Origin of the sequence: Kocuria turfanensis (assembly GCF_001580365.1) — a bacterium.
In the GTDB taxonomy this organism is placed as follows: Bacteria; Actinomycetota; Actinomycetes; order Actinomycetales; family Micrococcaceae; genus Kocuria; species Kocuria turfanensis.
This window is the reverse complement of sequence record NZ_CP014480.1, coordinates 750,055-772,866: the sequence shown is the minus strand read 5'-3', so window position 1 is coordinate 772,866 and position 22,812 is coordinate 750,055. Positions and strand designations below refer to the sequence as shown.

18 protein-coding genes, 1 pseudogene and 1 riboswitch are annotated in these 22,812 nt (G+C 74.1%); of the genes and pseudogenes, 18 read left to right on the top strand and 1 reads right to left on the bottom strand.

Annotation, left to right across the window (positions count from 1 at the left end):
• The first annotated feature begins 129 nt into the window (after positions 1 to 129).
• From ileS to ndk, 4 genes and pseudogenes are all read left to right on the top strand, one after another.
• Entirely contained in the window at positions 130 to 3,477 is a 3,348-nt protein-coding gene (ileS, locus tag AYX06_RS03510; protein WP_084271718.1) for an isoleucine--tRNA ligase, read from the top strand.
• On the top strand, positions 3,474 to 4,847 hold the full coding sequence (locus AYX06_RS03505) for a bifunctional folylpolyglutamate synthase/dihydrofolate synthase (RefSeq protein ID WP_062734520.1): 1,374 nt from the start codon (positions 3,474 to 3,476) through the stop codon (positions 4,845 to 4,847). The genes ileS and AYX06_RS03505 overlap by 4 nt, the downstream gene beginning before the upstream one ends.
• 100 nt (positions 4,848 to 4,947) lie before the next feature.
• Positions 4,948 to 5,382, top strand: a complete 435-nt coding sequence (locus AYX06_RS03500) for a DUF4233 domain-containing protein (protein ID WP_084271431.1) — start codon at positions 4,948 to 4,950, stop codon at positions 5,380 to 5,382.
• Between the two features lie 43 nt (positions 5,383 to 5,425).
• A pseudogene (gene ndk / locus AYX06_RS03495) lies at positions 5,426 to 5,815 on the top strand (nucleoside-diphosphate kinase); the annotation flags it as partial.
• Between the two features lie 127 nt (positions 5,816 to 5,942).
• On the opposite strand, the gene AYX06_RS03490 reads toward ndk, so the two are convergent.
• Positions 5,943 to 6,575, bottom strand: coding sequence for a vitamin K epoxide reductase family protein (locus AYX06_RS03490; protein WP_062734515.1), 633 nt, complete (start codon positions 6,573 to 6,575; stop codon positions 5,943 to 5,945).
• 416 nt (positions 6,576 to 6,991) lie between these two features.
• Here AYX06_RS03490 and AYX06_RS03485 point away from each other — a divergent pair, with 416 nt between their 5' ends.
• The 14 genes from AYX06_RS03485 (at position 6,992) to rsfS (ending at position 22,786) form a co-directional block, all read left to right on the top strand.
• On the top strand, positions 6,992 to 10,537 hold the full coding sequence (locus tag AYX06_RS03485) for an Rne/Rng family ribonuclease (RefSeq protein ID WP_084271430.1): 3,546 nt from the start codon (positions 6,992 to 6,994) through the stop codon (positions 10,535 to 10,537).
• A gap of 243 nt (positions 10,538 to 10,780) precedes the next feature.
• Entirely contained in the window at positions 10,781 to 11,515 is a 735-nt protein-coding gene (locus tag AYX06_RS03480; protein ID WP_062734513.1) for a nuclear transport factor 2 family protein, read from the top strand.
• 82 nt (positions 11,516 to 11,597) lie between these two features.
• Positions 11,598 to 11,691, top strand: a riboswitch (TPP riboswitch).
• Entirely contained in the window at positions 11,683 to 12,555 is an 873-nt protein-coding gene (thiM, locus tag AYX06_RS03475; RefSeq protein ID WP_062736859.1) for a hydroxyethylthiazole kinase, read from the top strand. (Overlaps the previous riboswitch by 9 nt.)
• Positions 12,552 to 13,232 (top strand): thiamine phosphate synthase, encoded by a 681-nt coding sequence (thiE, locus tag AYX06_RS03470; protein ID WP_062734511.1) that lies wholly within the window; start codon positions 12,552 to 12,554, stop codon positions 13,230 to 13,232. Before thiM ends, thiE begins: the two co-directional genes overlap by 4 nt.
• The gene (locus AYX06_RS03465) at positions 13,229 to 14,749 is read left to right on the top strand and encodes a bifunctional hydroxymethylpyrimidine kinase/phosphomethylpyrimidine kinase (RefSeq protein ID WP_062734509.1); all 1,521 of its coding nucleotides are present in this window, start codon (positions 13,229 to 13,231) and stop codon (positions 14,747 to 14,749) included. Before thiE ends, AYX06_RS03465 begins: the two co-directional genes overlap by 4 nt.
• 220 nt (positions 14,750 to 14,969) lie before the next feature.
• Complete coding sequence (rplU, locus tag AYX06_RS03460; protein ID WP_062734507.1) at positions 14,970 to 15,281, top strand: 50S ribosomal protein L21; 312 nt, start codon at positions 14,970 to 14,972, stop codon at positions 15,279 to 15,281.
• Positions 15,282 to 15,342: 61 nt separating this feature from the next.
• Positions 15,343 to 15,600: a 50S ribosomal protein L27 gene (gene rpmA / locus AYX06_RS03455; RefSeq protein ID WP_017834601.1), complete on the top strand. Its 258-nt coding sequence runs from the start codon at positions 15,343 to 15,345 to the stop codon at positions 15,598 to 15,600.
• Positions 15,601 to 15,754: 154 nt separating this feature from the next.
• Positions 15,755 to 17,320 carry a GTPase ObgE gene (gene obgE, locus AYX06_RS03450; RefSeq protein WP_062734505.1) on the top strand — a complete coding sequence of 522 codons (1,566 nt, stop codon included), beginning with the start codon at positions 15,755 to 15,757 and terminating at the stop codon, positions 17,318 to 17,320.
• A 277-nt stretch (positions 17,321 to 17,597) separates the two neighbouring features.
• Positions 17,598 to 18,851: a glutamate 5-kinase gene (gene proB, locus AYX06_RS03445; protein WP_186815595.1), complete on the top strand. Its 1,254-nt coding sequence runs from the start codon at positions 17,598 to 17,600 to the stop codon at positions 18,849 to 18,851.
• Complete coding sequence (locus AYX06_RS03440; protein WP_261775372.1) at positions 18,848 to 20,206, top strand: glutamate-5-semialdehyde dehydrogenase; 1,359 nt, start codon at positions 18,848 to 18,850, stop codon at positions 20,204 to 20,206. Before proB ends, AYX06_RS03440 begins: the two co-directional genes overlap by 4 nt.
• A gap of 120 nt (positions 20,207 to 20,326) precedes the next feature.
• A complete protein-coding gene (locus AYX06_RS03435) occupies positions 20,327 to 20,575 on the top strand; it encodes a hypothetical protein (RefSeq protein WP_062734503.1) in 249 nt (82 codons plus the stop codon).
• Positions 20,576 to 20,696: 121 nt separating this feature from the next.
• Positions 20,697 to 21,323, top strand: a complete 627-nt coding sequence (nadD, locus tag AYX06_RS03430) for a nicotinate-nucleotide adenylyltransferase (protein ID WP_062736856.1) — start codon at positions 20,697 to 20,699, stop codon at positions 21,321 to 21,323.
• Positions 21,323 to 22,270, top strand: coding sequence for a hypothetical protein (locus tag AYX06_RS03425; RefSeq protein ID WP_062734501.1), 948 nt, complete (start codon positions 21,323 to 21,325; stop codon positions 22,268 to 22,270). Before nadD ends, AYX06_RS03425 begins: the two co-directional genes overlap by 1 nt.
• Positions 22,271 to 22,363: 93 nt before the next feature.
• Positions 22,364 to 22,786 carry a ribosome silencing factor gene (rsfS, locus tag AYX06_RS03420; RefSeq protein WP_062734499.1) on the top strand — a complete coding sequence of 141 codons (423 nt, stop codon included), beginning with the start codon at positions 22,364 to 22,366 and terminating at the stop codon, positions 22,784 to 22,786.
• Positions 22,787 to 22,812 lie beyond the last annotated feature (26 nt).

The following is a 22,812-nucleotide window of genomic DNA, read 5'->3' as shown; positions in this document are numbered from 1 at the left end:
CCGCGCCTCCTCCGGGGGAGCGGGCCGCAAGCGAGGTGGTACCGCGTTCCGCCCCGGGCGACCGGCCGGCAGCGTCCTTGCTCCCTGACCCGCACCAGCAGCACCGACGTCAGAACGAGGATGGACCCCGTGCCAGACCAGCCCGTCTACCCCAAGGCGACCACCGACCCCGCCGCCCGCGGCGTGCCCGCGGCCCCTGCGTTCCCGGCCGTCGAGGAGCGGGTCCTCGCCTACTGGGCGCAGGACCGCACCTTCCAGGCCAGCGTGGACCAGCGCGATCCCGGCCGGGACGGCTCCAACGAGTTCGTCTTCTACGACGGCCCGCCCTTCGCCAACGGCCTGCCGCACTACGGCCACCTGCTCACCGGCTACGTCAAGGACCTCGTGGCCCGCTACCAGACCCAGCAGGGCCGCCGGGTGGAGCGCCGCTTCGGCTGGGACACCCACGGGCTGCCCGCCGAGCTGGAGGCCATGAAGCAGCTGGGCATGGCGGACAAGCAGGAGATCGAGCGGATGGGCGTCGCGGCGTTCAACGACGCCTGCCGGTCCTCCGTGATGAAGTACGCCTCCGAGTGGCAGGACTACGTGACCCGCCAGGCGCGCTGGGTCGACTTCGACAACGACTACAAGACCCTCAACCCCGAGTACATGGAGTCCGTGATCGCGGCGTTCAAGGCGCTCGACGACAAGGGCCTCGTCTACTCCGGCTACCGCGTGCTGCCCTACTGCTGGAAGGACGAGACGCCGCTGTCCAACCACGAGCTGCGGATGGACGACGACGTCTACCAGGACCGCCAGGACCAGACCGTCACCGTCACCTTCCCCGTGCTCGACGACGCCTCCTGGGCGGTGCGGCCCGAGCTGGCCGCCGAGCTGGCCGGGGTGGAGGCCCTCGCCTGGACCACCACGCCCTGGACGCTGCCGACCAACCAGGCGATCGCCGTGGGCCCGGAGATCGTCTACGCGGTGGTCCCCGGGGCCGGGGAGCTCGCGGGCCGGCGCTTCCTCATCGCCGAGGAGCTGCTGGGCGCCTACGCCAAGGACCTGGGCTGGGGCGAGGAGGAGGACCCCGCCGCCGCGGCGGCGGCCGCCGTGACCGCCCGCCACCGCGGAGCCGACCTCGAGGGGCTGCGCTACCGGCGGCTGTGGGACTACTACGCCGACGCCGAGCGCTTCGGCACGGGCACGTCCTGGCAGTTCGTGGTGGCCGACTACGTCACCACGACCGACGGCACGGGGCTGGTCCACCAGGCCCCGGCCTACGGCGAGGACGACCAGAACGTCTGCGCCCGCTACGACATCCCCGTGGTGCTCTCCCTCGACGAGTCCGGGGTCTTCCACCGGACCTTCGCCGACGAGCGGCTCGCCCCGGGCGCGCCGCTGGCCGGGATCGCCGGGCGCAACGTCTTCGACAAGGACGTGGCCCGCACGGTGATCCGGGACCTCAAGGCCCAGGGCCGGCTGGTGCGGCAGGCCACCTACGAGCACCCCTACCCGCACTGCTGGCGCTGCCGGAACCCGCTGATCTACCGGGCCGTGTCCTCCTGGTTCGTGGAGGTCACCCGGATCAAGGACCGGATGGTGGAGCTCAACCAGCAGATCAACTGGATCCCGGACAACGTCAAGGACGGCCAGTTCGGCAAGTGGCTGGAGAACGCCCGCGACTGGTCGATCTCCCGCAACCGGTACTGGGGCTCGCCCATCCCGGTCTGGGAGTCCGACGACCCCGAGCACCCGCGCCGCGACGTCTACGGCTCCCTCGCCGAGCTGGAGGCCGACTTCGGCCGGGTGCCCCGCAACGACCGCGGCGAGGTGGACCTGCACCGGCCGTGGATCGACGAGCTGACCCGGCCCAACCCGGACGACCCCACGGGCCGCTCCACGATGCGCCGCGTGCCCGAGGTCCTGGACGTCTGGTTCGACTCCGGCTCCATGCCCTACGCCCAGGTGCACTACCCGATGGAGAACCGGGAGTGGTTCGAGACCCACAACCCGGGCGACTTCATCGTGGAGTACATCGGCCAGACCCGCGGCTGGTTCTACACCCTGCACATCCTGGCCACGGCGCTGTTCGACCGGCCCGCCTTCCGCAACGTCATCAGCCACGGCATCGTGCTCGGCTCGGACGGGCAGAAGATGTCCAAGTCCCTGCGCAACTACCCGGACGTCAACGAGGTCCTGGACCGGGACGGCGCCGACGCCATGCGCTGGTTCCTGATGTCCAGCCCGATCCTGCGCGGCGGGAACCTGGTCGTCACCGAGCAGGGCATCCGCGACGGCGTGCGCCAGATGATGCTGCCGCTGTGGAACGTCTACCACTTCTTCGGCCTCTACACGAACGCCGCGAACGGCGGCGCCGGGTACGAGGCGCGCACCCGCCACGAGTCCGGCAACGTCATGGACCGCTTCGTGCTGGCGGCCACCGGCCGGCTCGTCACCGACGTCAAGGACGCCTTCGACCGCTACGACGTCTCCGGCGCCGCCGAGCACCTGCGCGCCTACATGGACACCCTCACCAACTGGTACGTGCGCCGCTCCCGGGACCGCTTCTTCGACGAGGACACCGTCGCCTTCGACGTCCTGTACACCTGCCTGGAGACCGTCTGCCGGGTGGCCGCCCCGCTGCTGCCGCTGGTCACGGAGGAGATCTGGCGCGGGCTCACGGCCGGGCGCTCCGTGCACCTGACCGACTGGCCGGACGCGTCGCTGTTCCCCGCGGAGACCGCCCTGGTGCAGCGGATGGAGACCACCCGCAGCATCTGCTCGGCCGGCTCCGCCCTGCGCAAGGCCCACAGGCTGCGCGTGCGCCAGCCGCTGGCCGGGATGACCGTCGTCGTCCCCGGCGGGGACGCGCTCGCGGGCACCTTCGAGCACATCGTCGCCGACGAGCTCAACCTGAAGTCGGTGACCCTGCTCGACGCTGCGGAGGCCTCCGCGGAGCAGTTCGGCATCTCCCAGCAGCTGAAGGTCAACGCCCGCGCGGCGGGCCCGCGCCTGGGCAAGGGCGTGCAGACGGTGATCAGGGCGGCCAAGGCCGGGGACTGGTTTACCGCCGAGGACGGCACCGTGACCGCCGGCGGGGTCGTGCTGCACGAGGGCGAGTACGAGCTGGAGACGGTCGTGGCCGGGGACGCCGCGGCCGGCTCCCGCGCCGTGACCGTGCTGCCCGGCGGCGGCTTCCTGGTCCTGGACACCGAGCTCACCCCCGAGCTCGAGGCCGAGGGCACCGCCCGGGACATGGTGCGGGCCATCCAACAGGCCCGCAAGGACGCCGACCTGCGGGTCTCCGACCGGATCCGCGCCGTGGTCACCGCCGACGAGCGCACGGTCGCCGCCCTGGAGGCCCACCGGGCGCTCGTGGCCGGCGAGACGCTGGCCACCGAGCTCGAGCTGCGGGTGGGCGAGCCCTCCGTGGACGTCGCCGTGCTCGGCGCGGCCAGCCCGGCCACCACCGGCGCCGGGACGGTGCAGGCGTGAGCGCCCCGTTCGCGGAGGCCGGGGACGCCTCGACCGTCGAAGAGGTCTACGCCCGGCTGCTGGAGCGCGCCCCCGAGAACCGGATGGCCCCGCGCCTGGACGCCATGCGCCGGGCCATGGAGGTGCTCGGCGAGCCCCAGCGCGCCGCCCCGGTCATCCACCTGACCGGCACCAACGGCAAGACCTCGACCGCCCGGATGATCGAGGCCCTGCTGCTGGCCCACGACCTGCGCGTGGGCCGCTACACGAGCCCGCACCTCTCCCGGGTCACCGAGCGGATCAGCGTGGACGGGGAGCCCGTCGACGACGAGACGTTCGTGCGGGTCTACGGCGAGATCGCCCCGTACCTGGGGTTCGTCGACGCCGAGCTGGCCGAGCGCGGCGAGCCCCGGCTCAGCTACTTCGAGACGGTCACCGCGCTCGCGTTCGCCGTGTTCGCCGACGCGCCCGTCGACGTGGTCGTGCTCGAGGTCGGCATCGGCGGCTCCTGGGACGCCACGAACGTGGCCGACGCCGCGGTCTCCGTGGTCACCCCGATCGACCTCGACCACACCGACATGCTCGGCGACACGGTGGGGGAGATCGCCGCGGAGAAGGCCGGGATCCTCAAGCCCCACGGGTTCCTGGTCTCCGCCCCGCAGGCCCCCGAGGCCGCCGAGGTGCTCCTGAGCCGGGCCCGCGAGCTGGGGGTCCCGTTCCGCTTCGGCGGCGTCGAGTTCGGCGTGGAGTCCCGCGCCACGGCCGTCGGCGGGCAGGTGCTCTCCCTGCAGGGCCTGGCCGGGCGCTACCCCGAGGTGCTGCTGCCGCTGTTCGGTGTCCACCAGGCGGAGAACGCCGCGACCGCGGTGGCGGCCGTGGAGGCGTTCCTGGGCGGCGGCGACAAGGAGCTCAACCCCGAGCTCGTGCGCGCCGGCCTGGGCGCCGTGGCGTCCCCGGGACGCCTCGAGCTGGCCCGGAAGGCCCCGCCGGTGATCCTCGACGCGGCGCACAACCCGCACGGGCTCACCGCCGCGGCCGCCGCCCTCAAGGAGGCCTTCACCTTCGGCAAGCTCAACCTGGTCGTGGGCGTGCTCCACGAGAAGGACGCCGAGGCGATGCTGCGGGTGCTGCTGGACGAGTACGAGGAGTTCCACACCGAGTTCTGGTTCACCCGCTCCTCGTCGCCGCGGGCGGTCGACCCGCAGGAGCTCGCGGAGCTGGCCGTGGACCTCGGCTTCCCCGAGGACGTGGTGCACGCCGTGGGCACGCTCGACGACGCCGTGGCCGAGGCCGTCCAGGACGCGGCCGGCCGCCCGGAGTTCGACGGTGCCGTGCTCGTCACCGGGTCGATCACGGTGGTCGGCGAGGCCCGGACCCTGCTGGGCCTGTGACCGCGCCCCGCGCCCCGCACCCGCCGGCCGCACCGCCGGCCCGTCCCCGGGCTCATCCACCGGCCCATCCGCAGGAGAGGAACCGTTCCCCGTGGCACGCATGACCAAGGCCCAGCGCGAGTGGCGTCCCGGGCAGCCCCGCCCGCGCCGCTCGATCCGCACGATGTTCGCCTCCTCCGTGCTGGTCATGGAGGCGTTCATCGCCTTCTTCGCCGCCCTGACCGCCTACGGGGTCCTCGGCCGCGAGCTGGAGGACAGCACCCGCACGGCGATCTTCGCGGGCGGCTGCGTCCTCGCCGTCGTCCTCCTGCTGGCCCCGGCCGTGCTGGGCCGCTCCTGGGGGTACCCCCTGGGCTGGGTCCTGCAGGTCGTGCTCATCGCCACCGGCTTCGTGCTCCCGGCCATGTTCGTGGTGGGCGTGCTCTCCGCCCTGGCGTGGTGGTACGCGGTGCGCACGGGAGCGCGGCTGGACCGGGAGAACGCCGCCCGCGACGCGGCCCAGGCGCAGTGGGAGCGCGAGCACCCGGACGGATAGGCTGGGCACCGACATCCCAGACCCGTCCTCCGGAAGGATCCTCATGACCACGGAACGCACCCTCGTCCTCGTCAAGCCCGACGGGGTGGCCCGCGGCCTCACCGGCCAGGTCCTCGCCCGGATCGAGGCCAAGGGCTACCGGCTGGCCGACCTGCGGCTGCTCCACGCGGAGCGCGCCGTGCTCGAGGAGCACTACGCGGAGCACCGGGGCAAGCCCTTCTTCGAGCCGCTGGTGCAGTTCATGCTCAGCGGCCCCGTGGTGGCCGCCGTCGTCGAGGGCGACCGGGTGATCGAGGGCTTCCGCTCGCTGGCCGGGACCACCGAGCCGACCACCGCCGCGCCGGGCACCATCCGCGGCGACCTCGGCCGGGACTGGGGCCAGAAGGTCCAGCAGAACATCGTGCACGGCTCGGACTCCCCGGAGTCCGCCGAACCGGGGCAAGCCCTTCTTCGAGCCGCTGGTGCAGTTCATGCTCAGCGGCCCCGTGGTGGCCGCCGTCGTCCGGCGCCGCGCCCGGGCGGGCGACGCGGGTCGGTCCGGAACAAGCACGCCGGGCAGATCAGGCCGGGAAGATGACGCCGGCGAAGCGGATCAGCACCGTCCCGAAGATCAGCACGAGCAGCGCGGCGGCCGCGAACCACGCCCACTGCTCCGCCCCGCGCGCCACGGCGGCCGGGGCGGGCAGGACACCCGCGCGCAGGTTCCGGGCGGTGGTCTGCACCACCAGCACCGTCTGCATCACCCAGACGAGCATGCAGTACAGGCACAGGGCGTTGATCTCGAACGTGGTCTGGTACCACAGCCACAGCACGAACAGCCATCCCAGGGTCACCCCGATCTGCACGCCCCACCAGTACCAGGCCGCGAACCGGGCCCCGGCCAGCACCGCCAGGGCCACGGCCACCACGACCGCGTAGGCGACGAGGCCGATGAAGGGGTTGGGGAAGCCGAAGGCCTCGGCCTGCGGGGTGCGCATGACCGTGCCGCAGGACAGCCAGGAGTTGATGTCGCAGCTGGTGCGGTGGCCGGCGTCGAGGAAGAGCTGGACCCGCTCGTAGACCAGCGTGGCCGCGCCGTAGAAGCCGAGCAGTCCGGTCATGAGGGCCACGAGACCCCAGCGCCGGTCGGCGCGCGCGGCGGGCTCGGAGCGCTGGGCGGGGGAGTCGTCGAGGGCTGAGGCAGAGGTGGTCACAGGCCCGATCCTAGGGGATGCTCCCCGGAGTTCCCGGGGAGCCCGGCGGGCCGGTTGCGGGCCGTGACGAGGACAATCCGGGTCGGAACCGGGCGTCTGTGAGATACTGACCACGGTCGAGCCCGCCCGTACGCGGAATCTCGGCCCAGCCGGACTTCGACGCCGGTCGGCAGGACCCGCGGCTCTCATCGGATTGAGCGCGTCCGCCGCCGGCCCAAGACCGTTGCCCTTGCGAGCAGCGGCTCGGAGCCCCGGACTGGCTCGTTGCCGTCCCCGCCCGTTCGCGTGGCGTGCGGGACGCGGCGGGTACGCACAGGACTTCTGGCCGCCGCGTGGACCCCACCGGCGAAACGCCGACCAAGCCGCTGCGGGGACCGGGTACGGACGGCGTACCGCGGCATGGAGCACAGCTGTATATGGATGCCGAACAGGTGAACCAGGACGGGGCGCAGGACGCCCTGGACGCTGGTCAGCAGAACACATCGGACGACGCACGCCCGGAACCCGCGGCCGTGGACCCGGCGGGCGACAACGCCCCCGGGACCCTGGCGGAGACGCCGGGCGACGTCCTCGACGAGCCCGCCGGAGCGCAGTCGCCCGCCCCGGCGCGCGGCGACGCCGCCGGGACCGACACCCTCGACGTCGCGCCGGGCACCGCCGTGCCCGGCGACGAGACGCCGGGCTCGGTGGCCGAGGAGGTCTCCGCGCCGAGCCGCCCCGCACCGGGCACGCCCGGGGCCGCCCTGGCCGGCGAGGAGATCGAGCCGGCCGGTGAGGCCCAGGACCTCGGCGTGAGCGCCGCGCCGGCGGACCAGGACGCGGTCCCCGCGGCCGGCGGCTCGCCGTCCGCCGATGACCGCGCAGCGGACACCGCCGAGGACACCGCCGAGGCCGTTGCCGCGCCCGCGGAGGAGGCCCCCCGCACGGGCTCCGCGCCGGGCTCTCACCGCAACGACCCGGAGGCCGCTGCCGCGCCCGCTGAAGAGGCTCCCACGGTGAGCTCCACGCGGGACCCGGACGGTTCCGGCCAGGAGCCCGCCGAGACCGCTGCCTCCGAGGCCGCTGCCGCGCCCTCGGAGGAGGCTCCCGCGGTGAGCTCCACGCGGGGTCCGGAGGGCTCCGGCCAGGAGCCCGCCGAGACCGTTGCCGCCGGGACCGCCGCTCCGCCCGCGGAGGAGGTCTCCCAGGGGGGCCCCGTGCCGAGCCCGGAGGGCTCCGGCCAGGAGGACACCGGCGACGCCGAGGAGCCGGAGGAGTCCGACACCCCGCTGGCGGCCGCCGTCACCGCGACCTCGCTCATGTTCCACGCCCCGGACCTCGACGAGCTGCGCGAGGCCGCGCAGCAGCGGGCGGCCCGCCGCCGCGAGGCCCGGCGCCGGCAGCAGGAGGAGAACGCGACCGCCGAGGACCCGGGCGACGGGGCCGAGGCGGAGGCGGCCGAGCTCGCCGAGGAGGCCGAGGAGGCCGAACAGGGCACCGGCGGGGGCGTGACCAGCCGCCGGCGCCGTCGCCGGCGCCGCGGGGACGTGGACATGGAGCTGGTGGGCGGCAGCGACGACGACCCGCCCAACACCGTCACGCGGGTCCGCGCCCCGCGCGCCGCGGAGAGCGCCACGGTCGACGAGGTCGTGGCGGTGAAGGGCTCCACCCGGCTCGAGGCCAAGAAGCAGCGTCGGCGTGAGTCCCGCCAGACCGGCCGCCGCCGGCAGGTCATCACCGAGGCCGAGTTCCTCGCCCGCCGCGAGTCCGTCGAACGGCGGATGCTCGTGCGGCAGAAGGACAACCGGATCCAGATCGGCGTCCTCGAGGACGGCGTGCTGGCCGAGCACTTCGTCTCCCACACGCAGCAGGACTCGCTGATCGGCAACGTCTACGTGGGCAAGGTGCAGAACGTGCTGCCCTCCATGGAGGCGGCGTTCATCGACATCGGCCGGGGCCGCAACGCGGTGCTCTACGCCGGCGAGGTCAACTGGGACGCCTCCCGCCTCGAGGGCGGGCCGCGCCGGATCGAGGTCGCCCTGAAGTCCGGGGACTCGGTGCTCGTGCAGGTCACCAAGGACCCGGTGGGGCACAAGGGCGCCCGGCTCACGAGCCAGATCTCCCTGCCCGGCCGCTACCTGGTCTACGTCCCGGGCGGCTCGATGACCGGGATCTCCCGGAAGCTGCCCGACGTCGAGCGCGCCCGGCTGAAGAAGATCCTCAAGGACCGCCTGCCGGACGGGGCGGGCGTCATCGTGCGCACCGCCGCGGAGGGCGCCTCCGAGCAGGAGCTCACCCACGACATCAACCGGCTGCGGGCCCAGTGGGAGCAGATCCAGGAACGGGCGAGCTCCACCAAGACCCTGGCCCCGGAGATGCTGTACGCGGAGCCGGACCTGACCATCAAGACCGTCCGCGACGTCTTCAACGAGGACTTCACCACCATGGTGGTCCAGGGCGACGAGGCGTGGGACAACATCGAGGCGTACGTGACCTACGTCGCGCCGGACCTGCTCGACCGGCTCCAGAAGTGGGACGAGGACGAGGACCTGTTCGTGAACCAGCGTGTGGAGGAACAGATCGAGAAGGCTCTCGACCGCAAGGTCTTCCTGCCCTCGGGCGGCTCGCTCGTGATCGACCGGACCGAGGCCATGACGGTCGTCGACGTCAACACCGGCAAGTTCACCGGCTCCGGGGGCAACCTCGAGGAGACCGTCACCAAGAACAACCTGGAGGCCGCCGAGGAGATCGTGCGGCAGCTGCGGCTGCGGGACATCGGCGGCATCATCGTCATCGACTTCATCGACATGGTGCTCGAGTCCAACCGCGACCTCGTGCTGCGCCGCCTGGTGGAGTGCCTGGGACGGGACCGCACCAAGCACCAGGTGGCCGAGGTGACCTCCCTCGGGCTGGTGCAGATGACCCGCAAGCGGATGGGCACCGGCCTGCTCGAGGTGTTCTCCGAGCCCTGTGAGCACTGCGCCGGCCGCGGCGTCGTCGTGCACGACCACCCGCTGGAGGGCCGCACCGGCGGCGTCCCGGGCGAGATCCGCGACCAGCGGCCCAACCGCACCGACCGCAAGCGCAGCCGCCGCGGCCAGGGCGAGCAGCAGCCCGCCCGCCCGGAGGCCCGGACCGCCGAGCCGGATCCCGCGGAGAAGGCGAAGGCCGAGGCCGCGCGCACGGCGTTCGCGACCATCGCGGCCGCGACCCACCACGAGACCCCGGAGGAGCCGGAGACGCCCCGCGCCGAGGAGCCGGCCGCCCCGGCGGAGTCCCGCCCCGAGGGCTCGGGGCGCTCGCGGAAGAAGCGCCGCGGCAAGCGCAGCCGCAACCGCGGCCAGGGCGCGGAGACCGCCGCCGAGCAGCCGGAGACGGAGGAGACCCGACCCCCGGCCGAGCCCGCGCCCGCCGTCGAGGAGCCCGCAGCCGAGCAGGGCTCGCGCCTGACGATCAAGGGCGAGGTCATCGAGCTCCCGCAGGGCCACGCGCCCGTCGCCGAGGAGCCCGCCGAGGCGCCCCGACTGAGCCTGGACTCGCTGGCGGAGGCCTTCGACCAGCGGGCACCGGAGCAGCGGACCGCCGCGCCGGCGGACGACGCCGGTGCTCCCGCGGCCGAGCCCGAGGACGAGAGGGCCGAGCCGGCGCGGACCCCCGCCCGGGAGCGGCAGGCCACGAGCCAGGCCCCGGCCGTGCCCCCGACCGGGCCCTCCACCGGGACACCGGCTGGGACGACGGCCGAGGCGCCCGCGGAGCCGGCGCGTCCGCGCCGGCGCTCCCGCCGTGCCTCGGCCCCGGCCGCCCGACCGGGGGAGGCCCAGGTGACCGCCGGTCAGGCGGCCGCCGCCGAGGGCGGGCGGCACGAGGCGACGACCGCCGCGGAGCTTCCGCAGCGCGCTCCCGCCGGCCACGGGCCGACCGTCGTGGGCGTCGGTGTCAAGGCCGAGGACCTCACCAGCGGCCGGCCCGCCGGCCAGGGCTGAGCGCCAGCCCGCCGACGCACCCCGAAGGACCCCGACCCGCCGGTCGGGGTCCTTCGCCGTCGCGGGACCGGTACTCCTGGTCACGGCAGGGCCCGGACTCGTGCCGCCCTCCTGCCGGGTTCCCGGGCCGTCACATGGCCCGATCCTCTGTCCGGCCCTGCAGGAGCGGGAGTAGCGTGGTCGCACCACACGCGGGCGGCCCGACCGGGCGGACCCCCGGCCCGCAGCGCCGAGGGGATGGCCATGAGCAGCAAGCAGATCGTACTCACCGCCGGCACCGACCTCTTCGGACACCGGGATCCCTCGGCCCTCGACCGGTACTGGGCCCCGGACTTCCGGCAGCACTCCGCCCTCGGGGCCGACGGCCGGGAGGGGCTCCGCGCCGTCCTCCAGCAGCTCCCCGAGGACTTCCGGATCGACAACCTGCGCATGCTCGAGGACGGGGACATGGTCGCCGTCCACTGCGTGTACCACGGCCTCGCCCCGGAGCCCCTGGTGGCAGTGGACGTCTTCCGTGTGGCCGGCGACCGCCTCGCCGAGCACTGGGACGCCTACGCGCCGCTGCCCGGCGGCGCCGCCGGCGCCCACCGGATCGACGGCCCCCGGCAGGTCACGGACCACGAGCACACCGCGGCGAACAAGGCGCTGATCACCGAGTGGGTGCACGAACGGCTCCTGGGCGCCGACCGGGAGGCCCTCGCGGAGCTGGCCCGCGACCCGCGCTACGTCGAGCACGGCGCCGGCCCGGGCGCCCGGCTCGCCCGGCACGCCCTCCACCGGGTGCTCGGCGAGGGCGACTTCGTCCTCACCGTCACCGAGGGCGTGCTCGAGCCCGACGGCGAGGCCCCGGAGCACGGTGACCGGCGCCCGGCAGGCTGCTACGACCTGTGGCGGGTCGTCGACGGACGGATCCTCGAGCACTGGGAGGTCGTCCAGCCCGTCCCGGAGCGGATGCCGCACGGCAACGGATTCTTCTGACCGGGCGGCCGCCTCGTGCGGCGGTCCACGGCCGGATCCGGCCCCGCCGCGCCCGGCACCGGCCGGCGGCTAGACTGGCGGAACACCTGACACGGGGTGCCGCGCGAGCGGCTGAGATCACACCCGTCGAACCTGATCTAGCCAGTACTAGCGAAGGGATGTCGCTGATGCGCGATGCCGTACCCCCGCCCGCCCGCACCGCAGGAGCCGAGGGGGCGCCACCGGACCACGCGCTCGCCGAGGACGCCGCCACGGCCCTCGAGGAGCTGCGCACCGCAGCGCCGCTGGTGCAGTGCATCACCAACACCGTGGTCGCCAACGTCACCGCCAACGTCCTGCTGGCGGTGGGCGCCTCCCCGGCCATGACCGACATCCAGGGCGAGGGCGGAGTCTTCGCGGAGCTCGCCGACGGGCTGCTCGTCAACACCGGCACACCCACCGCCGAGCAGCGCGGGGCCGCCTACGAGGCCGTCGGCGCCCGGCAGCGGGCCGGCCGCGCATGGGTGCTGGACCCCGTGGCCGTGGGCGCCCTGCCCGTGCGCACCGCACTGGCCCGAGACCTGCTGCGGCACCGGCCGGCGATCGTGCGCGGCAACGCCTCGGAGATCATCGGCCTCGCCGGCGGCGCCGGAGGGCGGGGCACGGACGCCACCCACGGCGTCGACGCCGCCCGGGACGCCGCCGCCGTGCTGGCCGCGCAGGCCGGCTCGGCCGTGGCCGTCTCCGGTCCGGTCGACCTCGTGCGCGCCCCCGACGGGGGCGTGGTGCGCGTGCCGCACGGCACGCCGCTGCTGACGCGGATCACCGGCGGGGGCTGCGCCCTGGGCGCCCTGATGGCCGCCTTCACCGCCGTGCGCGCCGACCCCGCCGCGGCGGCGACGGCCGCCACGACGGTGTACACCCTGGCGGCCGAGGACGCCGCCGCCGACTGCGCCGGCCCCGGGTCCTTCGCCGTGGCCCTGCTGGACCGGCTGCACGCCATCACGCCGGAGCAGCTCGCCGCCCGGGCGGAGCTCGTGCGCGAGGAGGGTGCCCGGTGAGCGCCCGTCTCGATCCCGCCGCCCTAACCCTGCACCTCGTGACCGACACGGCGCTCAGCGCCCCGCGCAGCGTGCCCGACGTCGTGGCGGCCGCCGTGGCCGGGGGAGCCACCATGGTCCAGGTCCGGGAGAAGCACGCCCCGGCCCGGGACCTGGTGGCCCTGCTCGTGGCCGTCGCGGAGCGCGTGGGCCGGGACGTCCCCGTGCTCGTCGACGACCGCGCCGACGCCTACCTGGCCGCCCGGGCGGCCGGCGCGCCCGTGGCCGGGGTGCACGTCGGCCAGAGCGACCTGCCCGTGGAGCTGGCCCGGCGGATCTGCGGGCCGGACGCGGTGCTGGGCCTGAGCGCCGCCACGGCGCCGGAGCTCGACGCGGCCGCCGCCCTGCCCCCGGGCACCGTCGACTACCTGGGGGTCGGCGCCGTGCGCGCCACCCGCACCAAGCCCGACCACCCCGAGCCGCTGGGCGTCGAGGGGTTCGCCCGTGCCGCGGCCCGCACCGCCCTGCCGTGCCTGGCGATCGGCGGGGTGCGGGTCGAGGACGCCGCGGCCCTGCGTGCCGCCGGGGCGGCGGGGCTGGCCGTGGTCTCCGGCATCTGCGCCGACCCCGACCCCGCGGCCGCGGCCGCCCGCTACGTGCGCGCTTTCGGCCGCGTCCCCGAGGAGGTGGCCCGATGAGTCCCCGGGTGCCCCGCGTCCTGGCCGTGGCCGGCACCGACCCCACCGGCGGGGCGGGACAGCACGCGGACCTGAAGTCGATCGCGGCGATGGGCGGCTACGGGATGAGCGCCGTGACGGCCGTCGTGGTGCAGAACACCCTCGGGGTGCGCGGCGTGCACGTCCCGCCGGTGGAGTTCCTCGCCGCCCAGCTGGACGCCGTCGCCGAGGACGTCGAGATCGACGCGGTGAAGATCGGCATGCTCGGCTCCGTGCCGGTGATCGAGACGGTGACCCGCTGGCTCGAGGACCACCGGCCGCCGGTGGTGGTGCTGGACCCCGTCATGGTCGCGACCTCGGGCGGGCGCCTGCTCGAGCGGGAGGCCGAGGACGCGCTGCGCGCGATGCTCCGCCACGCCGACCTCGTCACCCCGAACCTGCCGGAGCTGGCGGTCCTCGCCCAGGAGGAGATCGCCTCCTCCTGGGCGGAGGCCCTGGCGCAGGGCCACCGGGTGGCCCGGGCCCACGACACCCTGGTGCTCGTCAAGGGCGGGCACCTCACCGGGGACCGCACCCCCGACGCCCTCGTGGGCCCGGACGCGCCGGAGCCCCTCGTCGCGTTCGACGGCGCCCGGGTGCCCACCGAGAACTCCCACGGCACCGGCTGCTCGCTCTCCTCGGCGCTGGCCACCCTGCAGGCCCGGCACGGGGACTGGGCGCACAGCCTCGGAATCGCCCGCGAGTGGCTGCGCGGGGCGCTCGAGCGCTCCGGGGACCTGGCGGTCGGCCACGGCAGCGGCCCCGTGCACCACTTCCACCACGTCCAGGACGCGCTCGAGAGCTGGGGTGCGGCACCGGCCCGGTTCAGCGACGAGCTCTGGGCGGCCTCCGCCGGGGTGCGCCGGGAGATCGAGGAGCTCGACTTCGTCCGCGGCCTGGGCGACGGCCGGCTCGAGCCGGAGCGGTTCCTGGCCTACCTCGACCAGGACCTGCAGTACCTCGACGGCTACAGCCGGGCGCTGACCCTGCTCGCCGCCCGGGCCCCGGACGAGCGGCAGCGGCTGTTCTTCGCGACCGGCGCGGTCTCCTGCACCGAGACGGAGAGCGAGCTGCACCGGGCCCGCCTGCAGCACGCCGCGACGGGGGCCGCCGGGGCCGGGCCCGGGGAGGTGACCCGGCGCTACACCTCCTTCCTGCTCGCGGCCACCGCCGCGGAGCCCTACCCGGTGGGCCTCGCCGCGGTGCTGCCGTGCTTCTGGGTCTACGCCGATGTCGGCCGGCACCTGGGGGAGCTCGCGGCCGCCGCCGGGACCGGCGAGCACCCCTACGCGGACTGGCTCGCCACCTACGCCGACGAGGGGTTCCAGGCCGCGACCCGCACGGCCCGGGAGCTGCTCGACGAGGCCGCCCGGGGCGCGTCCCCAGCCGTGCGGGAGCGGATGCGGGAGGTGTTCCTGGAGGCCTGCGCCCTGGAGCGGGACTTCTTCGACGCGCCGGTCGCGGCGGTTCGGTTGGCGGGCATTGACGGGATCGAGTAGTCTTGATCTTCGGTGCCATGCCGGTGCGCGCGTGTTCCAACTCGACACCCCACCTGGCGGCACATGCGGGTGCAGTTCCTGAATTGCGGCGAACCTGCGCTGACCACGGCCTGGTCCCACGGGCCGGTCACCGTCAGCTCGTCTCAACGTCGTTGGTCCTGACAGGGGTGCGCTCGACCCACACTGTTTACACATGACGTCGAGAGAAGTGAGTTCCCAAGTGGTGTACGCGATTGTCCGCGCTGGCGGCCGCCAGGAAAAGGTTTCCGTCGGAGACCTCGTTACCCTTGACCGCGTCGCCGGCGGAGCAGGCAGCACCATCGAGCTTCCTGCTCTTCTGCTGGTCGACGGGGACAAGATCACCTCGGATGCCCAGACCCTGGCCAACGTGAAGGTCACGGCAGAGATCGTCGGCGACCTGCGCGGTCCCAAGATCTCCATCCAGAAGTTCAAGAACAAGACCGGCTACAAGAAGCGCCAGGGCTTCCGGGCCGAGCTGACCACCGTCAAGGTGACCGGTATCGACGCCTGATCGGCGCGATTCCCCCTCCACATACCGGACGCCAGTCCCAACACGAAGGTAGGCACACCTCATGGCACACAAGAAGGGCGCGAGCTCCACTCGCAACGGTCGGGATTCCAACGCGCAGTACCTCGGCGTGAAGCGCTTCGGCGGCCAGACCGTCAACGCCGGCGAGATCCTCGTCCGCCAGCGCGGCACGCACTTCCACCCCGGCCTGAACGTCGGCCGCGGTGGCGACGACACCCTGTTCGCCCTGGCCGCCGGGCAGGTCGAGTTCGGCACCCGTCGGGGCCGCAAGGTCGTCAACATCCAGGCTGCCGCCGAGTAGTCGACCGGGCCGGTCCGCCGGCCCCCGGTGCGGGCTCCGTCCCGCACCACCCATGTCTGATCTGTGGAGGGTGGGTGCGTCCAGCGCCCGCCCTCTACAGTTTTAACGTGGCCCGTGCGCGGGCCCGCCCGTTCATGACCCAGAGGAGCTCTCCGTGGCCAGTTTCGTCGACCGCGTCGTCCTGCACGTCTCCGGCGGTTCCGGGGGGCACGGCTGCGTGTCCATCCGCCGCGAGAAGTTCAAGCCGCTCGGCGGGCCGGACGGAGGCAACGGGGGCGACGGCGGCAACGTGATCCTGCGCGTGGACGGCCAGACCACCACGCTGCTCAACTACCACCACGCGCCCCACCGGTCCGCGCCCAACGGCGGGCCCGGCAAGGGCGACCTCCGGCACGGCCACCAGGGCGAGGACCTGGTGCTCTCCGTGCCCGACGGCACCGTGGTCAAGGACGGCGACGGCAACGTCCTGGCCGACCTCGTGGGCGAGGGCGCCGAGTTCGTGGCCGCCCCCGGCGGGCAGGGCGGGCTCGGCAACGCCGCCCTGGCCTCGGTCAAGCGCAAGGCCCCCGGTTTCGCCCTCCTGGGCACCCCGGGCGAGTCCCGGGACGTGGTCCTGGAGCTGAAGTCGATCGCGGACATCGCCCTCGTCGGCTATCCCTCCGCCGGCAAGTCCAGCCTGATCGCGGCCATCAGCGCGGCCCGGCCGAAGATCGCCGACTACCCGTTCACCACGCTCGTGCCCAACCTCGGGGTCGTCCAGGCCGGGGACGTGCGCTACACCGTCGCCGACGTGCCCGGGCTGATCCCGGGGGCCTCCGAGGGCAAGGGACTGGGCCTGGAGTTCCTGCGCCACGTGGAGCGCTGCGCCGCCCTCGTGCACGTCCTGGACTGCGCCACCCTCGAGCCCGGCCGCGACCCGATCTCCGACCTGGAGACCATCGAGGCGGAGCTCGCCGGCTACGCCGTGGACGGCGACCTCGACGGCGGGGACGCGCTGCCGCTCAACGAACGGCCCCGGCTGGTGGTGCTCAACAAGATCGACGTGCCCGAGGCCCGCGAGCTGGCCGACTTCGTGCGCCCCGAGCTCGAGTCCCGGGGCTACCGCGTCTTCGAGATCTCCACCGCCTCCCACGAGGGGCTGCGTCCGCTGACCTTCGCGATGGGCGAGGTCGTGGAGCAGGCCCGGGCGGCCCGCCCGGCCCCGGCGGAGGCCCCGCGCGTGGTGCTGCGGCCCAAGGGCGTGCGCGGGCCGGAGTTCACCATCACCCGCGAGGAGCGCAACCTCGAGCCGCTGTGGCACGTGCGCGGGGACAAGCCCGACCGCTGGATCCTGCAGACCGACTTCAACAACGAGGAGGCGGTGGGCTACCTCGCCGACCGGCTCGCGAAGCTCGGCGTGGAGGCCGGGCTGTTCAAGCAGGGCGCCCGGCCCGGGGACGCCGTGCTCATCGGCCCGGAGGACAACGGCGTGGTCTTCGACTGGGAGCCGACGATGGTCGGCGGCGCGGAGCTGCTCGCCGGCCCGCGCGGCACCGACCTGCGCTTCGCCGACATCGACCGCCCGACCCGCGAGCAGAAGCGCCAGCAGTACCAGGAGCGCAAGGACGCCAAGGCCGCGGCCCGCGCCGAGCTCGAGGCCGAGCGCACCGCCGGGGTGTGGACCGAGTCGGTCGACGCCCGCCGGGGCGCGGCCGAGCCGGACCCCGGCACCGACGACTGACGACCGACGACCGACGAACGACGACCGACCCCAACACGACCGACCCGGACACGATCGAGCCGGACCCGGCACGACCGAGCCGGACAAGACCGACGCGGACACGACCGACGCGGCACCGACGCCCGAGGACCGGCCCGGGCCGCGACCGTCCCGGGACACGACCGCCCCGGGACACGACCGCCCCGGCAGCGACGACACCGACGACCACGACCCGCCGCACAACCATCACGACCGACCCCCCTACCGACGACCCCCACCGCACAGGGAGACGCACAGGATGAACGAGCAGACGACCCAGATCGACGTCGAACGCCTCGAGGAGGTCGCGGAGAAGTCCGCGGTCCAGCTCAGCAGCGAGAACCGCGGCAAGAACCGGCGCAGCCCGATCGAGCGCCGGGAGGACATCCCGCGCGCCCACCGGGTGGTGGTGAAGGTCGGCTCGTCGTCGCTGACGTCCATCGAGAGCTCCATCGACGAGCAGGCCGTGCGGATGATCGTGGACGCCCTGGGGGAGACCAAGGCGCGCGGCATCGAGATCGTGTTCGTCTCCTCGGGCGCGATCACGGCCGGCCTGGCGCCCCTGGGGCTGTCCCGGCGGCCCAAGAACCTCGCCGGCAAGCAGGCCGCGGCCGCCGTGGGCCAGGGGCTGCTCATGGGCCGCTACATCGAGTCCTTCGCCCGCTACGGCGTCACCGTGGGGCAGGTGCTGGTGACCGCCGAGGACCTCATGCGGCGCAGCCACTACAAGAACACCCACCGCCAGATCGAGCGGCTCCTGGACTTCGGCGTGCTGCCGATCGTCAACGAGAACGACGCGGTGTCCAGCCAGGAGATCAAGTTCGGCGACAACGACCGCATCGCCGCCCTCATCGCCCACCTGATCAAGGCCGACGTCCTGCTGCTGCTCTCCGACGTCGACGCCCTCTACACCAAGGACCCCCGCAAGGGCGGGGACCGGATCCCGGTGGTCAACGACCCCATCAAGGACCTCGAGGGCGTGCAGATCGGCTCCGTGGGCGCCGCCGGCGTGGGCTCGGGCGGCATGGTCACCAAGGTCCAGGCGGCCCGGATCGCGGCGGCCTCTGGCATCCCCGCCCTCGTCACCTCGGCGCAGAACATCACCCGCGCCCTGCACGGGGAGGACGTCGGGACCTGGTTCGCGACCTCCGGGGGCCGCCGCAACGTGCGGCTGCTGTGGCTGGCCCACCTGGCGGACATCAAGGGCTCGCTCACCCTGGACCCGGGCGCCGTGGAGGCGATCCGCGACCGCAACTCCCTGCTGGCCGCCGGCGTCGTCGGGGTCTCCGGCACCTTCGAGGCGGGGGAGCCGGTCTCGCTGCGGGACCCGGAGGGCCGGGAGATCGCCCACGGGCTCAGCAACTACTCCTCGGACGAGATCCCCCCGATGCTCGGCAAGTCCACCTCCGTCCTCGCGGACGAGCTCGGCGACGACTACAGCCGGGAGCTCGTGCACGTGGACAACCTGGTGGTCCTGCGCGCCCGGGGCGCGCGGACTAAACTGAAGAAATGACTTCCGCCGCACACGATTCCGTGACCACCGACGAAGCCACCCCCGCGACCGGCAAGGCGGTCGTGTCCGACACCGGCGTGATCGCCACCTTCGGCGAGGACCCGGTCGCCGGCGTGTCCGCCATGGCCGACGACGCCCGCGGCTCCGCCCGTGTCCTCGCCCGCGCCACCCGCACCTGGAAGGACCGCGCGCTGCTGGCCATCGCGGACCGGATCGAGCGCAAGCAGGACGTCGTGCTCGCCGCCAACGCCAAGGACCTCGAGCGCGGCCGCGTGAACGGGACCTCCGAGGCCCTGCTGGACCGCCTGAAGCTCGACGCCCAGCGGATCACCGGCCTGGCCGAAAGCCTGCGCGAGCTCGCCGCGCTGCCCGACCCCGTGGGCGGGTTCGTCCGCGGCAGCACCCTGCCCAACGGCCTGCGGATGCGCCAGGTGCGCGTGCCCATGGGCGTGGTCGGCGCCATCTACGAGGCCCGCCCGAACGTGACCGTCGACATCGCCGGCATCGCGCTGAAGTCCGGCAACGCCGTGCTGCTGCGCGGCGGCTCGGCCGCGGAGGAGAGCAACCGGGCCCTCGTCGGCATCATCCGCGACTCCCTCGCCGACGTGAAGCTGCCCGTGGACTGCGTCCAGAGCATCGACGAGTACGGCCGCGACGGCGCGAACGCCCTGATGGGCGCCCGCGGCAAGGTCGACGTCCTCATCCCGCGCGGCGGGCACGGGCTGATCCAGTCGGTCGTGCAGAACGCGAAGGTCCCCGTGATCGAGACCGGCGAGGGCAACGTGCACCTGTTCGTCGACCACTCCGCGTCGAAGGACATGGCCGTCGACCTCGTCGTGAACTCCAAGACCCACCGCACCAGCACGTGCAACACCACGGAGACGCTGCTGCTGCACAGCGGCTTCGCGCACGGGGGCACCGTCCTGGCGGCCCTCGACCGCGCCGGGGTGACCCTGCACGTCGACGAGCGCGCCGAGGCGATGCTGCCGGCCGGCAGCCACCACGTCCGCGCCACCGACGAGGACTGGGCCACCGAGTACCTGTCCATGGACCTGGCCGTGAAGGTGGTCGACTCCCTGGACGAGGCCCTCGAGCACATCGACCGCTGGTCCACCCGGCACACCGAGGCCATCGTGACCAACGACCTCGCCCACGCCGAGCGGTTCGTGGCGGAGATCGACGCCGCCGCGGTCATGGTCAACGCCTCCACCCGGTTCACCGACGGCGGGCAGCTGGGCCTCGGCGCCGAGATCGGCATCTCCACGCAGAAGATGCACGCGCGCGGCCCGATGGGCCTGGAGGAGCTGACCACCACCAAGTGGATCGTCCAGGGCGACGGGCACGTCCGCGCCTGAGCCGCACGCGGCGGGCCCGCCGCGGATTCAGTACCATGAGAACCGTCCGGGCCCGCCGGCCGAGGCGGCACGGGCCGCTCACCGACTTCCGGCCCCGCGCCGGCACCAGAAGGGATCCCCATGTTCCAGCAGTCCGTCACCACCGTCCTCGCCGCCGTCGAGGGTGGGCACGCCGCCGCCGAGGCCGGGATCCCGCCCGCCGTCTGGGGCGTCTCCGTGTTCGTCGTGCTGATCGGTCTGATGATCGTGGCGATGTCCTTCGCCAACCGCGGGCTCAGCCCGGAGGCCGGCCAGCACCAGGATCCCGCGGACCTGCCGGCGGACGAGCGTGCGCTGCTCGCCGAGTACGCCGCCAAGCGGCACGGCTGAGCCAGGGAGTCCCCTCGTCGTGACGACCGCCGCCCAGGACGCCTCCGCCCGCTCCCGGGACCTGCCCGCGACGGGGACGGCCGTCCCGCCCCGCCGGCCCGGACGCACCCGGCTGGGCGTGATGGGCGGGACGTTCGACCCGATCCACCACGGTCACCTCGTGGCCGCCTCCGAGGTGGCGGGGGAGTTCGACCTCGACGAGGTCGTGTTCGTGCCCACCGGCCACCCGTGGCAGAAGGCCGCCGGGGCCGTCAGCCCCGCCGAGCACCGCTACCTGATGACGGTGATCGCCACGGCGTCCAACCCGCGCTTCACCGTCAGCCGCGTCGACATCGAGCGCGACGGCCCGACGTTCACCGTGGACACCCTGCGCGACCTGAAGCGCCAGCGCCCGGAGGCGGACCTGTTCTTCATCACCGGCGCCGACGTCATGGCGGAGATCCTGACGTGGAAGGGCGCCGAGGAGCTGTGGGAGCTCGCCCACTTCGTGGGGGTCACGCGTCCGGGGCACGATCTCGCCGCGCCCGTCGGGTCCAGCGGGGTGAACCTGCTGGAGGTGCCGGCCATGGCCATCTCCTCCACGGACTGCCGGGCCCGGGTGGCCCAGCACAAGCCCGTCTGGTACCTCGTGCCCGACGGTGTGGTGCAGTACATCAACAAGTACGGCCTGTACCTCGGTCCCGAGCCGAGCGCGGAGGCCGGTCACGTCGGCGCGCACCCGGGCACCGTCCCGGTGGAGGCCCCCTGATGTCCGGCGGCGACCAGACCCGGGACGACGGGACCCGGGACGCCGGGCAGCCGCCCCCCTCCGGGCCGGCCCCGATCATCGACCTCGGCGGGGACGCCGTGCCGGTGCGGCCCGTGAAGCCCCTCGGACCGCGGCGGCTGGCCCGCCTGCAGCGGGAGCTGGCCGAACGCTCCCGCGAGCTGGAGCAGGCCGGTGGGAACCCGGCCGACCCGGAGCTGCTCGAGAAGCAGCGCCGGTTCGCCGAGCTCGCCGCCCAGGCCGAGCAGGCCAACGCGTCCTCCGCCGGCGGTGCCGGGGTCCCCGCGCCCGTGACGCCGGAACCGCCCGTGGCGCCGTCCGCTCCCGTCGAGGTCTCGTCGGCCGAGCCGGCGCCGGGGGAGCCCACACCGGGGGAGCCCACACCGGGGGAGCCCACGCCGGGGGAGCCCACGGCGGGGGAACCCGCGCCTGCGGAGGCGACCGAGCAGATCACCGTCGTGTTCCCCGGCGCGGACGGCGTGGCCGGCGCGGACGGGCACGTGGGCCACGACCCGGTGCACGTCGATCCCTCCCTGTTCAGCAACCGGCTCGCGCCGGAGGAGCTGGCCGCGCTGACGCACATCGAGATCCTCGCCCCCGCCGAGCACCACGGCTCGCACGCGGCGGTCCCGGAGGATCCCGGCGACACGGAGGCGCCGCCGGCGGAACCACTATCGGCCCCGTCGGAGACCGCCTCCTCCGGGACCGCCCCCTCGGCGTCCGCCGTGCCGGAGCCGGCCGGGGCGTGGCCCGAGGCCGAGGAGGAGCCGGAACCGCCGGCCGCTCCGGTGCCCGCCACGGCGGCGGGCGGCCTGGAGCTGCTCGAACCGCGCGAGTACCGGCGCGGGGCCGGAGGCCGCTGGTTCGGGCTCCTGCTGCTGGTCCTGCTGGCGGCGCTGGCCGTGGTGCTGGTGCTCTTCGTCCTCTGAGGGCGCCTCCCTCCCTCCTGTTCACCTTCCGTTCGCTCGACACCGTCCTCACCGCGGGGGCGGAACCACCGGTTCGCCGGGAAAGGATCCTCCTTGACTGTCAACGATCTCTCCCTGTCCATCCTCCAGGTCGCGGCCGCCGCGGCCGACGCGAAGCAGGCCCACGACATCGTGGCCCTCGACGTCAGCGAGGCGCTGGGCATCACCGACGCGTTCCTCGTCGCCTCCGCCTCCAACGAGCGGCTCGTCAACGCCGTGGTCGACGAGATCGAGGAGAAGCTCGTCGAGCGGCTCGATCTGCGCCCGATCCGGCGCGAGGGCCGCTCCGAGGGCAGATGGGTCCTCCTGGACTACGGCGACGTGGTCATCCACGTCCAGCACGACGAGGACCGGGCCTTCTACGCGCTCGAGCGGCTCTGGCGGGACAGCCCCGTGGTCGACCTGGGGGTGCCCGAGCAGGGCGCCACCGCGCCGGAGGAGTCCGCGCCGGCCCCCGCGTCCGACGATTTGCCTTGATCCGGATCAGCTGTCTACTATGAATG

What these genes read in the sequence shown, in the direction of transcription:
- AYX06_RS03485 (WP_084271430.1), top strand. Translation starts at nt 6,992, where the DNA reads ATGGATGCCGAACAGGTGAACCAGGACGGGGCGCAGGACGCCCTGGAC.
- AYX06_RS03435 (WP_062734503.1), top strand. Translation starts at nt 20,327, where the DNA reads ATGTTCCAGCAGTCCGTCACCACCGTCCTCGCCGCCGTCGAGGGTGGG.
- AYX06_RS03480 (WP_062734513.1), top strand. Translation starts at nt 10,781, where the DNA reads ATGAGCAGCAAGCAGATCGTACTCACCGCCGGCACCGACCTCTTCGGA.
- AYX06_RS03465 (WP_062734509.1), top strand. Translation starts at nt 13,229, where the DNA reads ATGAGTCCCCGGGTGCCCCGCGTCCTGGCCGTGGCCGGCACCGACCCC.
- AYX06_RS03440 (WP_261775372.1), top strand. Translation starts at nt 18,848, where the DNA reads ATGACTTCCGCCGCACACGATTCCGTGACCACCGACGAAGCCACCCCC.
- proB (WP_186815595.1), top strand. Translation starts at nt 17,598, where the DNA reads ATGAACGAGCAGACGACCCAGATCGACGTCGAACGCCTCGAGGAGGTC.
- nadD (WP_062736856.1), top strand. Translation starts at nt 20,697, where the DNA reads ATGGGCGGGACGTTCGACCCGATCCACCACGGTCACCTCGTGGCCGCC.
- AYX06_RS03425 (WP_062734501.1), top strand. Translation starts at nt 21,323, where the DNA reads ATGTCCGGCGGCGACCAGACCCGGGACGACGGGACCCGGGACGCCGGG.
- rpmA (WP_017834601.1), top strand. Translation starts at nt 15,343, where the DNA reads ATGGCACACAAGAAGGGCGCGAGCTCCACTCGCAACGGTCGGGATTCC.
- AYX06_RS03500 (WP_084271431.1), top strand. Translation starts at nt 4,948, where the DNA reads ATGACCAAGGCCCAGCGCGAGTGGCGTCCCGGGCAGCCCCGCCCGCGC.
- thiM (WP_062736859.1), top strand. Translation starts at nt 11,683, where the DNA reads ATGCGCGATGCCGTACCCCCGCCCGCCCGCACCGCAGGAGCCGAGGGG.